12 protein-coding genes and 2 pseudogenes are annotated in these 14,746 nt (G+C 38.0%); all 14 read right to left on the minus strand.

Annotated elements, in window-relative coordinates:
• On the minus strand, window positions 1-285 hold a 285-nt coding region (locus tag HMPREF2887_RS08920; protein ID WP_148131515.1), incomplete at its 3' end, for a MarR family winged helix-turn-helix transcriptional regulator.
• A gap of 71 nt (window positions 286-356) precedes the next feature.
• Window positions 357-1,265 (minus strand): YihY/virulence factor BrkB family protein, encoded by a 909-nt coding sequence (locus HMPREF2887_RS08925; protein WP_003042389.1) that lies wholly within the window; start codon window positions 1,263-1,265, stop codon window positions 357-359.
• 50 nt (window positions 1,266-1,315) lie between these two features.
• On the minus strand, window positions 1,316-2,173 hold the full coding sequence (locus HMPREF2887_RS08930; RefSeq protein WP_021001640.1) for a methionyl aminopeptidase: 858 nt from the start codon (window positions 2,171-2,173) through the stop codon (window positions 1,316-1,318).
• A gap of 24 nt (window positions 2,174-2,197) precedes the next feature.
• Window positions 2,198-3,474, minus strand: a pseudogene (spxR, locus tag HMPREF2887_RS08935) (CBS-HotDog domain-containing transcription factor SpxR).
• Complete coding sequence (locus HMPREF2887_RS08940) at window positions 3,467-4,018, minus strand: GNAT family N-acetyltransferase (RefSeq protein WP_084741087.1); 552 nt, start codon at window positions 4,016-4,018, stop codon at window positions 3,467-3,469. The pseudogene spxR and the gene HMPREF2887_RS08940 overlap by 8 nt, the downstream one beginning before the upstream one ends.
• 78 nt (window positions 4,019-4,096) lie before the next feature.
• Window positions 4,097-5,355 (minus strand): annotated as a pseudogene (locus tag HMPREF2887_RS08945) (UDP-N-acetylglucosamine 1-carboxyvinyltransferase).
• A gap of 196 nt (window positions 5,356-5,551) precedes the next feature.
• On the minus strand, window positions 5,552-6,742 hold the full coding sequence (gene metK / locus HMPREF2887_RS08950) for a methionine adenosyltransferase (protein ID WP_021001636.1): 1,191 nt from the start codon (window positions 6,740-6,742) through the stop codon (window positions 5,552-5,554).
• A 265-nt stretch (window positions 6,743-7,007) separates the two neighbouring features.
• The gene (locus HMPREF2887_RS08955) at window positions 7,008-8,285 is read right to left on the minus strand and encodes a dihydroorotase (RefSeq protein ID WP_057489636.1); all 1,278 of its coding nucleotides are present in this window, start codon (window positions 8,283-8,285) and stop codon (window positions 7,008-7,010) included.
• A 12-nt stretch (window positions 8,286-8,297) separates the two neighbouring features.
• Window positions 8,298-8,768, minus strand: coding sequence for an NUDIX hydrolase (locus HMPREF2887_RS08960; RefSeq protein WP_021001634.1), 471 nt, complete (start codon window positions 8,766-8,768; stop codon window positions 8,298-8,300).
• 36 nt (window positions 8,769-8,804) lie between these two features.
• The gene (locus HMPREF2887_RS08965; protein ID WP_003024719.1) at window positions 8,805-9,458 is read right to left on the minus strand and encodes a uracil-DNA glycosylase; all 654 of its coding nucleotides are present in this window, start codon (window positions 9,456-9,458) and stop codon (window positions 8,805-8,807) included.
• Window positions 9,459-9,479: 21 nt separating this feature from the next.
• The gene (locus tag HMPREF2887_RS08970; protein ID WP_003024723.1) at window positions 9,480-10,466 is read right to left on the minus strand and encodes a Gfo/Idh/MocA family protein; all 987 of its coding nucleotides are present in this window, start codon (window positions 10,464-10,466) and stop codon (window positions 9,480-9,482) included.
• A 630-nt stretch (window positions 10,467-11,096) separates the two neighbouring features.
• The gene (locus HMPREF2887_RS08975; RefSeq protein WP_021001633.1) at window positions 11,097-11,663 is read right to left on the minus strand and encodes a DUF805 domain-containing protein; all 567 of its coding nucleotides are present in this window, start codon (window positions 11,661-11,663) and stop codon (window positions 11,097-11,099) included.
• 81 nt (window positions 11,664-11,744) lie between these two features.
• A complete protein-coding gene (locus HMPREF2887_RS08980) occupies window positions 11,745-13,973 on the minus strand; it encodes a DNA internalization-related competence protein ComEC/Rec2 (protein ID WP_037613581.1) in 2,229 nt (742 codons plus the stop codon).
• Window positions 13,957-14,661 carry a helix-hairpin-helix domain-containing protein gene (locus HMPREF2887_RS08985; RefSeq protein ID WP_003024731.1) on the minus strand — a complete coding sequence of 235 codons (705 nt, stop codon included), beginning with the start codon at window positions 14,659-14,661 and terminating at the stop codon, window positions 13,957-13,959. Before HMPREF2887_RS08985 ends, HMPREF2887_RS08980 begins: the two co-directional genes overlap by 17 nt.
• Window positions 14,662-14,746: the final 85 nt, after the last annotated feature.

A 14,746-nucleotide genomic window follows, 5' to 3' on the forward strand; every position in this document is an offset into this window, starting at 1 on the left:
TTTTTTTCCTGTATCTGTCGCAAAAAGCTCTTTATTTTTTAAATTTCCAGCTGCACTTCTTCTTTCAATCAAACCTTTACTCTCTAATTTTTTGACGGAGCGAGCAACGGTTGACCGATCAACTTTCAGCAAATCAGAAAGCTCTTCTTGAATAATACCGGGATTTTCTACGATACGAATCAAATAAAGATACTGCCCTTTGGCCAAATCAACATGGCGAAATTCAATATTCGCCATTGAATCCAACGCTCGGGCGATAATACCAATCTCTCGCAAAATCGTCATATTGCCTCCTTAAACAATATTATACCGCATTTTATTGCAAATGCAACAAAAATAACGCAAAAAAAGAAGTTTTATTTGAACTTCTCTTTATTTTTTATAAGTCTCGTTGTCAGTTGTTTATGTCTCGTTTCAAATTCTTTTTCGTGACATCCTTGGTAACTTGCATTTAAGATTGCCCCAATAATCATAATTTGGGCAATGAAGGTAAACCAAATCATGACGACGACAACAAAAATGGAACTAAAAAATCGAACATCCATTAAGTGATTTACATAAGTGTCCAAATAAACAGAAAATAAATTTAACAATACCCCAATCGTAAAAACTACAAAAATCGTTCCTGGCAGAACATAGCGGATTTTCCTGATTTTTACATTGGGTAAAAAGTAATAAAGCATCAGTAAAGAAAGAAACAGCAAGGTGTAAATAGTCGGCTGGGTCATTCTTTGTAAACTGGCATATAGTTGATCGTCAAACTCCCAAAAGCTATGAAGCAAGCGAAGCGACATTCTCCCAAACATTGTCAGTAAAAGAGACAAGGCAAAGAGAAATTGCAACCCCAAGCTAATGACTAAACTAAATAATCTATGTGATATCAGACCTCTATCTTTTGCAACACCATAAGCTTTATTAAATGCTTTTTGTAAAAATGACATTGATTGTGAAAATGCCCATAGAGCCGAAAGGATGGAAAAACTCAACAAGCCAGAAGAAGGCTGAGTTAGCAAATTTCGGGTAACCTTTGCAACGACTTCATACAGCGATTCAGGCAGAACATCTTCCATTGCTTCCAAAAATTCTGCTATCGGAATTTGAAAATAAGGCAATATATTCACAACAATCAATAGCAACGGAAAAATCGAAATCAGCAAATAATATGCCACCGCAATGCTTGTCAAATCAATCTCTGATGCTTGATAAAATTTAAAAAAGGATTGTAAAAACGGGTTCTGTCCAATCTTAGAAACAAACTTTTTCATCTCGTCTCCTACTAGAATACAGAGCAAAAAGCCCCTTTCCATTCTTATTTTTAATAAGTTCCTTCTTCTCCTTGGCTGGTTAAGATAACAGGACCATCTTTGGTAATCACAAATTGATGTTCGTATTGACAAGAAAGTCCACCGTCCAGCGTTTTGTGAGCCCAACCCGTCTCAAAATCTGTGTCAATCTCCCAAGTACCTGTTGAAATCATCGGCTCAATTGTCAAAACCATGCCTTCACGAAGACGCAATCCGCGTCCAGCGCGTCCGTAATGAGGCACCATTGGCTCTTCGTGCATAGTTGGTCCAACACCGTGTCCTACCAAGTCACGAACAACACCATAGCCATGACTTTCCGCATACTCTTGAATCGCTGCACCAATGTCACCAATTCGATTGCCAACTTGAGCAGCCTCAATTCCACGATAAAGGCATTCTTTTGTAACGTCCATCAGTTGTTGCACTTTTTCACTTGCTTGACCAACTGCATAAGCCCAGCAAGAATCTGCAACACCTCCACGGAAATTTTCTGTATAGTGTTTCATCTGCTCTACATTGTTGAAATCCAGCTTAGAAACATCCAATTCTGCTTTATCAACCAAGCCAACAACCATATCTACTTTAATTAGGTCGCCCTCAACCAATTTTTGGTGGCGTGGAAAAGCATGTGCCACTTCATCATTCAATGAGCAGCAAGTGGCATAAGGGTAGTCCATGATGCTCCCTTCTACACCAATTTGAAGTGGAAGAGCATTATCTTCCTTACAACGTCTGCGGACGTATTCTTCAATTTCCCACATGTCAATACCTGGCTTAATCAAATCCCTTAAACCAATATGAATACTGGCGAGAAATGCACCGCTTTTTTCCATTAAATCAATTTCACGTTGTGATTTTAAAGTTATCATTCTTTCTCCTTAATATCTGAGGTATTAGTTTATCTTTACTGTAATGGTCGCTTTTGCAACCAATTGAAGTTTTAAATAAATATCGTAATCCAAAATAGCAGAATGCCGTGTTTGTCGGACAATTCTTGGTCGAAGCGTCAAAGTTTCATCAATCTGAACAGCTTGCAAGAAATAAATCATCATCTGTTCAATAATAATATTTTTCTTGCCAGATGTCATGTATTGATGCGTTGCTGTCGTTAAAATCTCTGTTAGAATCCCGTTAGACAAAACACCGTTACTTTCTAACATAAAAGGTTCCACAACAAAAGAAAATTCATTGTTGATATGACGAAGTTTTTGAGAAACTTGGTCACTAAAAGTCGGTAAGCTAGAGACTTGTTCCCGACTCATTTTTTCCATGACATCACGACGCGTAATGACTCCAAGAAGAGTTTGATTGCTCCGAATGACTGGTACCATTTCAAAATCTTCTGTAATCATACGCTGGCTAACATTGGCAATACTGGTGTTTAAAGTGACGGCATAGATATTTTTCGTCATGACTTTGTCCAAATAGTGTGAGGAGACTTGTCACCAGTATCACGCATAGTCACCACGCCAACGACCATATTATGCTGATTAACAACAGGAAAACGACTGCTGCGATTTTTCCGAACCAAATCCATAAAATCACGAACGGTATCTGTATCTTTTAAGAAACCATACTCATGACTACCACGATACACTTGCTCCACTGTTAAAATATCTGTTTTAATCTGCATATTAGACAATGCACGATTGATGATTGTCGCAACTGTAAAGGTATCATGTTGGGATCTTAGAACAGGAATGCTTAAGCGGTTCGCTAATTTTAGAACATCAGAACTCACTTCTAAGCCACCCGTCACTAAAACAGCATTTTCATGCTTCAAAGCCAATAACTGAATACGGGTGCGGTCTCCAATAATCAAGAGACCTCCTTCCGTTAAGTAACGTAAGAGATTCTTCTCGGTCATTGCCCCGATTGTGAATTTACTGAATTCCTTTTCAAGTCCGTCTTGACCAGCTAAGACTTCTGATTTCGTAATTTCAGCAATTTCTTTAAATGTTAAGTGCTCCAGCTCTACTTTGGGAGATTTTACGCGAATCGTGCCGCTACGAGGACGTGTTTCTACCAATCCACGATTTTCAGCTTCTTTAATTGCACGATAAGCAGTCCCCTCGCTTACTCCTAAATAATTGGAAATACTGCGTACACTAACACGCTTTCCTACTGGTAATTCTTCCAAATAAGCGATAATTTCTTGATGTTTACTCATGAAAACCTCCTTTTTCATAGCAAAACTCTAAATAATCCCGCATTTTACGTGTATAACGGTCGCTCCCCTTGAACTGCCGCCTACAAGAAAATCCTGTCTTCTCGGCAACCCTTTGGCTGGCTTTGTTTTCCAGATGAGTTATAATATAAAGTCGCTTCAAATCAAACTGTGTAAATGCCAAATAAACAATATTTTTGACGCACTCAGTCATCAGACCATGTCCCCAATAATCATGCTGAAGAAAATAACCAAGCTCTGCTTCGCCCTTGATTTCGTCTATCTTTTCAAATTTGATAGATCCGATCATTTTCTCAGAATCTTTATCACAAATCGCCCAAATTCCAAGAGGATGTTTCATAAAATAATTAGCCAATACATGTTGGCTTTCTTGTAAATTAGCCTGCACAGGAAAAATGAAGCGTAGATTTTCAGGATTGGAGGCAATTTTATAAAAATCTTCACTATCCATAAAGGAAAATGGACGTAATACTAAATGTTCTGTTTCTATAAAGGCGAATTCCGCCAATTTTGTCCACAAATTCATATCTTACCTCTAAAGATAAGACCCAGTTGGTACGCCAACTGGGCTATTTCACCTCATCATGTCAACGTTGTTTCGAATCTATTCTTCGACAAGCTGAATGTCTGCTCCTAAACTCGTCAACTTTTCAATAATATTTGAATAACCACGCAAAATAAATTCTACATTTGTAATCTCAGTTTTCCCGTGAGCTAGCAATCCTGCAATTACAAGTGCTGCTCCTGCCCGCAAATCAGTTGCTTTGACCGCTGCACCTTGCAATTGATTAGGTCCTTCATAAGCAATATGATTGGCACTCGTTGAAATCTTACCTGCCATTTTCGCTAATTCAGCGACATGATTTACTCGTTTTCATAAATCGTATCAATAATCAAGCCACGTCCTTTAGCTGTCAATAAAAGTGGCGTAATAGGCTGTTGCAAGTCTGTAGCAAAGCCTGGATAAGGAGCCGTCTTAATATTAATTGCTTTCAAATCATGTTGCTTTTCAACATACACACTATCTTCAGAAACGGTCATGCGAACTCCCATTTCTTCTAATTTCGCAATAAAGCCTTCTAAGTGTTCATAAAGGACATTGTTGATTTGCACACCTTCACCAATTGCAGCAGCCATTGAGATATAAGTTCCTGCTTCAATTCGATCTGGAATGACTTGATGACGAGTACCATGAAGTTTGTTAACACCTTCAATGACAATAATATCCGTACCAGCTCCTCGAATGTGTGCTCCCATATTATTCAAAAGTGTCGCTACATCAATGATTTCAGGCTCACGAGCTGCATTTTCAATAACGGTGCGCCCTTTTGCTTTTACTGCCGCAAGCATGGTGTTAATGGTCGCCCCAACACTGACTGTATCCATGTATATACTAGCTCCGTGGAGATGTTTACCACCTGTCGAAAGGTTCATGGAATTCCCCTCGTAAGACATAGTAGCCCCCATGGCTTCAAATGCTTTCAAATGCAAGTCAATAGGTCGCGGACCCAAATCACAGCCACCAGGTAAACCAACTGTTGCTTCGCCATAGCGGCCCAGCAAGCTACCATAAAAGTAATAAGAAGCACGCAGGCTATTGATTTTACCATAAGGCATTGGCACATTTTTTATACCACGAGGATCAATTCTTAGCGTATCATCTTGGCGCTCAACAGTAGCTCCCATAGCTTCCATAATGTCAATCAAACTCACAACATCGGAAATATCTGGCACACAGTCCAATGTCACGATTTCATCAGATAAAATTGTCGCCGGAATTAAAGCGACTACGCTATTTTTAGCACCACTAATAGTCACCTCTCCTTTTAAGGGGCGACCACCATTAATTACAATTTTTTTCATTTTCAGCTCTTTCAAAGAATTTCTAATCAAATATACTGCACTTTATTATAACACAGTTTCTGGGAAAATCCTATCCTTTTAAAGAAATCTCTTTTGACTTGTCATTCTTGTTATATAACGATTACAGAGCCATTTTATTTTTGTGTCATTCTAAAAAGGGAGCGGGACAAAAATCAATTTTGTTGTCCCACTCCTGTTATTTTATAGCTGCTTTCAAAGCATCTACTTTATCCAGTTTTTCCCACGGCAGGTCAATATCCGTACGTCCCATGTGCCCATAGGCAGCAGTCTGACGGTAAATTGGTCGTTTCAAATCAAGCATTTGAATAATACCAGCTGGACGAAGGTCAAAGATTTGTCGAACTGCTTCTTGAAGCTTGCTTTCTGAAACTGCACCTGTACCAAAAGTATCAATGCGGACTGATACTGGATGTGCAACTCCGATAGCATAGGCTAGCTGAACTTCTACTTTCTTAGCTAATCCTGCTGCAACAATATTCTTGGCAATATAACGCGCTGCATAAGAAGCAGAACGATCGACTTTTGTGGCATCTTTTCCTGAGAAAGCCCCACCTCCATGGCGTGCATAACCGCCGTATGTATCAACGATAATCTTACGTCCAGTTAAACCAGAATCTCCTTGAGGTCCGCCAATAACAAAGCGGCCGGTTGGATTGATGAAAAACTTACTTTTTTCATCCAAATACTCTGCTGGAACTACTTCTTTAATGACCTTTTCAATCACATCTTGATGAATCTGCTCATTGCTTACTTTTGGGTCATGTTGTGTAGAAATAACGACAGCATCCACGCGCACTGGTTGGTCATTTTCATCGTATTCAACCGTTACTTGAGATTTTGCATCCGGACGAAGATAGGAAATTTCTCCAGACTTGCGAAGCTCTGCTAAACGACGGACTAATTTGTGACTGAGAGAAATAGGCAACGGCATTAGTTCTGGTGTTTCATCTACAGCAAAACCAAACATCAGCCCCTGATCACCGGCACCAATCAAATCAAGCGGATCTTGTTCAGCATTTCCACGAATTTCAAGGGCTTCATTCACCCCTTGAGCGATATCTGGTGATTGCTCAACAAGCGACGGATGCACCCCCACTGTTTCTGCTGAAAAACCATATTCAGCTTTTGTATAACCAATCTCTGCAATTGTATCGCGAACTATGCGGTTAATATCCACATAAGCATTTGTGGATATTTCCCCAAAAACATGGACAGAGCCTGTATAGACAGCTGTCTCAGCAGCCACATGAGCTTCTGGATCCTGCTCCAAGATAGCATCTAAAATAGCATCTGAAATTTGGTCTGCAATCTTATCTGGATGTCCTTCAGATACAGATTCAGACGTGAAAAGTTTACGTTCTGACATATTCATGTCCCCCTTTTAATGAAATATTCCCTCCTAAAAATGCTATTATTGCTAGGAAGTTACTTGAAAATCTGAAACAGACTTACGTTAAAAAGTTACAAAGCACTAGTCTCTATGGTTAATATTTAACCTTTGACTACCTTTTCGGGACTATTTTAACTTCTCTATTGTATCATTTTTTATCCTAATAAACAGAAAATTTTCTAAAAATTATAAGAAATTTAAAATACAATAAGGTTGAAAAACACTTCCAACCTTATGCTTGTTATGATGATTTGCTTCCATAGACAATTTGCCCATCACAAATCGTATAGTGAACAACACCTTTTAATTTTTCACCGATAAATGGTGAATTAGCTGCTTTTGAGGCAAAATCTTCTGTTATCATGCGTTCAGCATTTGTATCGAAAATCGTGAGATCTGCTGGTCCATTCTCAGCAAGGTAGCCCGCTTCAAAATCATAGAGTTGCGCTGGGTTAATTGTCATTTTTTCCAGCAACTGCATGAGTGTCAAATGACCTGCTTCCACCAAATAAGTCAAACCAAGCGAAAGTGACGTTTCTAGACCTGTCATACCAGACGGTGCTTTGGTGATGTCTTTTACATTCTTTTCATCAGAGTGATGAGGTGCATGGTCTGTCGCAATGACTGAAATAACTCCAGACTTAAGCCCTTCAATGACAGCTAAACGATCTGATTCCAAACGAAGTGGCGGGTTCATCTTGGCATTGTTACCTTTTAACAACAATAGCTCTTCTGTCTTAGAAAAATGCTGGGGCGCTGCTTCTGCTGTTACGTGAGTGCCCAATCGCTGAGCGAATTCCACGACTTTCACACTTTCTGCTTTTGATAAATGCTGGATATGAATATGAGTATTGGTTGCATGAGCAATCATCACGTCACGCGCAATCATACTATATTCAGCAACACCTGTGGCACCGCAAAATCCAAAATGTTCTTTGGCAATCTGCTCATTAAACCCAAGGATACCATTGAGTTCTGGGTCTTCTTCGTGAAGGCAGATAAATGTACCATTTTGGTCAGCTTCTTCCAAAGCTTCGCGTACTATTTTTGTACTTTTTAATGGAATTCCGTCATCTGAAAAACCAATAGCTCCCGCTTCCAAAAGCGCTTTGAAATCTGTCAAATGCTGTCCATCAAAATTCTTTGTAATGGTTGCAACAGACTTAATATGAATGTTTTCATGATTGGCAGATTCTAATACTTCTTTCAACGTCTCTACTGTTGAAATCGTTGGAGTGGTATTTGCCATCATGACAACCGTTGTAAATCCACCCGCTGCCGCAGCTAAAGCACCCGTATGAATGTCTTCTTTATGCGTCTGACCAGGTTCACGAAAATGAACATGAATATCAATCAGCCCTGGCGCCACCACCAATCCAGTCGCATCAATCACCTGAGCGTTTTCTGCCTTCAAATCCTGACCAATTTTAAGAATTTTTTTATCCTTAACCAAAACATCGCAAATCTGATCTAAACCAGACTTAGGGTCCATGACACGACCATTTTTAATTAACAACATGTACTTTTCTCCTTATTCTCCATAAAAATCAACATGACTCTCCACCAACTTCTCTCCTTTGTAAGAAAATTTAGCCGAGAAGAATGGTTTATCTTCTAAAATCCAAGATAGAAACGTATGATCTCCCTCCCAAGTTGGTTTGGACAAAACTTGTTCATAAGGCACCCATTCCAAAGTCCCCTCATCGCAGTCAATCAAGCCTCCCTCAAACTCCGTCACTTTAAATACATAGGTATACCAATCATGGTTAGGTATAAAATCTGGAAACGTGATAATACCTTTTAATACTGGCTTATTGACCCGCAAACCTGTTTCTTCAAAGATTTCTCTTACAGCGCACTCCTGCGGCGTTTCACCTTTCTCTAATTTACCCCCAACACCAATCCACTTACCAGCATGAACATCATTAGGCTTTTTATTTCGATGTAGCAATAAAAATTCTTTGCCGTTGTCAATATAGCAAATCGTTGCTAACTTAACCATTTTTCTCCTTTCGAAAATACCACTATATAAAACTACTTATAATAACCAATTTATCGGCTCTATCCCTTGCGCTGTTAGAAAGGCATTGGTTTTAGAAAAAGGTTTGCTGCCAAAAAATCCACGATGAGCGGATAAGGGACTCGGATGAGGAGATTCTAAAATGAGATGTCTAGGATTAGTTATCAAGGCTTTTTTCTTGCGTGCATAAGAGCCCCAGAGTATAAAGACAACAGGTGTATCTTTTTCATTGACAACCTTAATCACAGCATCCGTAAACGGTTCCCAGATTTGACCGGCATGTCCATTTGCTTGCCCAGCAGGAACAGTCAAACTGGCATTCAACAGCAAGACTCCTTGCCGTGCCCATGGTGTCAAATCATGAGATTCTTTGATGCCAATGTCATCTGCTAACTCTTTCAAAATATTTTGAAGAGAAGGCGGCGCTGGAATATCATCTGGTACTGAAAAGCTCAGCCCCTGCGCTTGACGCGGACCATGATAAGGGTCTTGTCCCAAAATCACTACTTTTACATCTGCTAAATCCGTCGTTTGTATCGCATTAAATACTTTTTCACGCGGCGGATAGATTGTGCCTGATGAATAAACCTGATTTAAAAAATAATTAATTTTACCAAAATAACCATCAGGTAATTGTTGCTTAATCAAACTATGCCAAGCTGAGTGTTCCATTGTTTCTCCTGTTCTATATCGTTATTTTTCTTCCTCTGGATAAGTCATGCCCCACTCTTTTCGCAAATCCGTCATGATTTTCATGACATCACGACTATAATCCAAATACATCTCATTTTTGTCACCAGCTACTGCTTCTTCCATATCAAGAATTTCATACATTAAAGCATCACTCGTCTTTCCAGCTTCAATGATTTCTTGATGCCCGTCCCCCGTATAGGTAATAACCGCCTTTTGTCCTCGAGGATATTCATATATTTCAATATAGCCTTTATCATAAGCAATTGTTCCTCGCTTAGGCTGTTTAGCGTGGAGACTCAAGGTCAAAGTTGCCATTTCTCCTTCAGCATTCGTCAGAAGAACCCCCGCCTGCTCATCAACGCCCGTTGGTGCAAATTTCACTTGTGAAAGAATTTGATTGGGTCGAGATGTCATAAACCACCGAACAAATGACAAGGCATACACGCCAATATCTAACAGTGCACCGCCAGCAAGCTGACGATTAAAGAAACGATTTGTCATATCATATTCTTTGTAGCTACCAAAGTTCATTTGAATCATTTTTAAATCACCTAATTGACCACTGGAGATGATGTTGTTCAATTTTCGATAGATTGGCATGTGGTAAATCGTCATCGCTTCTGCCAAAACGACATGTTCTTGTTCGGCTAATAAAACTGCTTCTTCCAATTCTTCTGAATTGAGCGTAATGGACTTCTCACATAAAACGTGTTTCCCGTTTTTTAATGCTTTTCGTAAAAAATCAATATGCGTATTATGTGGTGTGGAAATATAGATAATGTCCACATTTTCGTCCTTAAATACATCATCAATCTGATCATAAACTTTTTCAATACCATATTTCTGTGCAAAATCCACACCTTTTGCATACGTTCGATTGGCAACAGAATAGAGTTTTCCACCCAATTTCTCCAAGGCCTGTGCCAATTCATTAGCAATCACACCTGTACCTAAAGTTGCCCAATTATAGCGTACCTTATTTTCCATGGTCATTCTCCTAGCTACATAATTATCTTTATCATACCAAATTTTCCTTCATTTAGCTGACTTTTTGTGTAGAGACATCCCTTTTGACAAAATCCTATGAAATCAAACTATGCTTTTCTATCTAAACAATCGAATAAAATCAAGGATTACAATTATTCAGAATATTCCTTTATGTTATAATAAATTGAGAAGGGAGCAATTTTATGTGGTCTTGGTTTATTGTATTTTTACTTTTGGTTATTGCTTTATTTTACTTTTCAAATATCATAATAAAAACTATTATCGGATTTGGATTATTTATTTTTGCGATTGCTATCATTTGCTTTATCATTGATTATCACAACGATCCAAATAAAGACTAAAAATTAGCTTAAATAGGTCATTTTTCTAATGAGATAAATGAGATATAAGATTGGCTTATTCAGGAATAAATTCATAAAAATGATATTAAAAAAATCGTCATTTCTAAAAAATACCCCAATATATTATTGGAGCATTTCTAGTTTAGTTATCTTCAGAGATAGCTGAGTCCAACTCTTTCTCATCTGATTGAACAACTTGTTCTGGAGTTTCAGTTGTAGTCGCAGATTCTTGTTGAGGTTGATTTGGTGTTGTTTCAGGTTCAACTGCTTATTCTTGTGGTTGAGTAAATTGTTGTGCTTGAACAGGTTGTTGCTGAGGTTGTGCTTGTTGTGTCGTAAATTGTCCTTGGTGAACCGTAGATGTTTTCACTTCTTTAGTTGGCATACAAAGTAGGACAATTAGAGCGATAGAACATGGTAACATAGCAACGGCAGCCAAAATATTTAAAATTGGAACCCACATCAAAAGCATAGGATCTGCATATAAAAAGATAAATGCCCAATGATAACCAGCATCACGCAAACGACGCACAATAATCGCCAAATTTGGGACTAAAGTTGCTATCCCAAAAATACTTAATAAAATAATGATAAAAAATGTGGAACCTAAACTACTTATAAAAATACTTGGATCAAATTCTCCTTCATAATCATAATAAGTCGCTTGCTGTACAACATTGAAGATTGCAACCAAAATTGACCCAAAAGCCATAATACCAAATGGAAGTGTAATCAAAACATTGCACAAAACAGACCACCAATAGTCAGATCTAGTTGATTTTCCTTCAAAATCAGCATAGTGAGTCCAAAACTTTTTATAAGCTGTAAACATCATAAATCTCCTAACATTTTAATTTCTAATAGGAATATCATACTTTCCCTAATAAATCAACGGAAATTAATTTTTAGAGAACAATTACTTGACCATCTCTAATCGCCAGTTTGTCCACCCTGAAAATTTAACTGCCCCTTGTTCATCTGTCCGATAGACTTTAGCAGGCAATTGTGCAAATCGCTCTATTGTATCTTGACTAGGTTGCTTAGATTGATTATTTTTCCCAACAGAAATGAGCGCAACCGTTGGTTCTATTTGTTGCAAAAACTTTGAACTTGATGAACTTTTAGCTCCATGTTGCCCGACTTTCAAGATATCTGTTTTCAACTTTGGATAATGTTGCATCAACTTTGCTTCCTCTTCTTCTTTCAAATCGCTTGCAAATAAAAATCTTGTACGGAAAAACTGACCATATAAAACAATCGAATGGTCGTTCTTGCTAGCACCCGAAAGAACTTGCAAATGATGATCAAAAATAGGAAGTTTGTCACCTTGTTTTATGACATGAATGAATGTATTTGTCTCCCTTAATTTCTTTAGGAAATCTGCATTGCTTAGACTACTTCTGGAAATATAAATTTTCTTTATTGCAAACTTTTTAGCAACTCCTAATACATCTCCTGCATAATCTGGATTAGGATTTGTTAAGACTAAAGTATCAATCGTATCTACGCCACGACTTTTTAGGTAAGGAATCAAAGTTTTCTCTGCATTTGAGCTAGTTGCTCGTTTTTGCCAAGCTTCTTTTGTTCTAATTTCCTCACGTCCGCCAACATCAATCAATACATTTTTTCCTTTCCAGTCTCTCAGAAAAATACTATCTCCTTGTCCAACATCAACCATTGTGATCTCGTTTTGCAAAGGAAATTTATTTATGAAAAATAGTAATGAAAGAAACAGACTAAGAAATATTACCCACTTTTTATTTTGCCGAATATCGTACAAAATAGCTAGTACAAGTAACATGACAATCAGCAAAAGCGGACTGGGCTGCCCAAAAACGATTGGTTTACCAAAGACACTTGCTATCCAACGAATACTATTTTCTAAACCTTCAAATAAAAAATTGACTTGAGTCAGCTTTATCAAAGGCGAAAAAAGAAAAATAAACATCAAGCCTGGCAGCATCATTGTATCGAAAATTAGTGAAAAAACAAATGTCAACAAAATAGACCAAGGTTGAAATTCACCAAAGTAAAAGATTAGAATTGGTAAAACACCAAGTGAAATAACGCTACTCTCTACAACAACTTTTCGCCAAGAAGTCAGACTTTCAAAATCTATCACACTAATGACAAAAGCATAAGCACAGGAGAGAACTCCTCCTGCCGACAAAAGAAAGGACGGCATAATCAAGGACAATATCATCATCGTTAAAGCAAAATTATCTAACTTAGTGATACCATGTTGCGATAATAATTTCTGAACTAAGCTCCGTACAACGGATACTGAAAATCCAGTCATTCCCGCATAAAAGAAAGAAAATGGATATTGGCATTTACGAACCATTTCTTGTGTAAACCCCAGCCTTAACAGTAACTTGCGAAATCCCTCCATAAAAAAGCCAACTTGCATGCCAGACAGCGCAAATAAATGAATAATTCCCAAGCTAGAATAAAGATTGCTCATTTCGTCAAAGGATGTATCCAAGGCACCAAATAAGAGTCCTGTCATGTAATTACTCATCGGATTTGGAAAATGGTTCTTGATAAATACCAGTGCTTTTCTTCGCCAGCTAGAAAGCCACTCAAAAGGGTGCAAGCTGATTCTATCTTGGCTCGATAAAATGGTATCCACTTTTAAAATTCGATAAATCCCTTGCGTTTTTAAATAGGATTGGTAATCAAAACCAGCAAAATTACGCTTCTTCTCAGGGATTTCAAATTCCCCTTCAACGGTCAATGTAACCAGACTAGAGAGATTTTGAAAAGCCAACTGTTCTTCCTTTGATTTCAATTTGTAGTAAACTTGATAAGTCTGCCTATTAGCTTTACCACGAAAAGAAAGCGAATCACCATTTACCTTAATCGTGTCAGGTAGAACTGCCACTTGTCTTATGGGAGAAGGTTCTACTTTCGTCTTCTGCTCTGCTATTTCCCTACGAACAAAGAAAAAACCAGCAAAACAAGAGAGGATCATGAAGGTCATGAAACATTCTTTCGGTGAATAAAAGCGAAAAAGACAAATCACCAGAAAGATAAAACCCAACCAGCCTAACCAGCTACTTTGATAGATTGCAAAATACAACCAGACGAGCAAAAAAGCAATGTAAATCGGCTTAATCGGAAATCTTTTAATCCACTGTGACATATTCTTTCAATTTCTCTAGTGTTTTAGCACCTACTCCTGATACATTTTTCAGGTCATCAACGGAATTAAATTTCCCGTTTGCCTCCCGATAATCTAAAATATCTTGCGCGCGTTTTTGACCAATACCAGAAATGGTCTGCAACTCAGATAAATCAGCTGTATTTAGATTGACCTTATTCCCTTTTTGCGATGCGACTTCACTAGTTCCTGATGTTGAAGATTGTCCTGTATTGCTTGAAACACTCGCCGCATTCTCACCCATAGTTGCCACATAAACAACAGCTTCATCCGTTAGTTTCTGCGCCAAATTGATAGACTTGCTGTCAGCGTCTGTCGTTAAACCACCTGCTTTTTGAATCGCATCATTGATACGGCTAGTCTTTTTCAGTTGATAAATACCTGGATTTTTGACTGCACCCTTGACATCTACGGTTAAAAATTCTGATTCTTCACTGGAACTCGTTTGAGGCTCTGCTTTTTCTTTCTGTGAGTTTTTCTTCGTTCCAGTTGAAATTTCTTCTGATTCTGCCTCCGAACTCGTAACTGTTTCCTGTGCGAGCTCTGCTACATTTGATTGTCTACTAGATTGACCATTTATCATAAAAAATCCTGCTATTATCAAACCAATCAAACTTAAACCAATCAAAATTTTATACTCTTTCATCTTTTCAATGATTGTCTCTAACATCTTTCCTCCTAAGTTGAATGAAAATTTGCTTTATCTATTTATTCGTAAAACAAATAAAAAAGCTGAAAAAATTTTGAACTGCACC

This window comes from Streptococcus sp. HMSC071H03, from assembly GCF_001813035.1.
Classification (GTDB): domain Bacteria; phylum Bacillota; class Bacilli; order Lactobacillales; family Streptococcaceae; genus Streptococcus; species Streptococcus anginosus.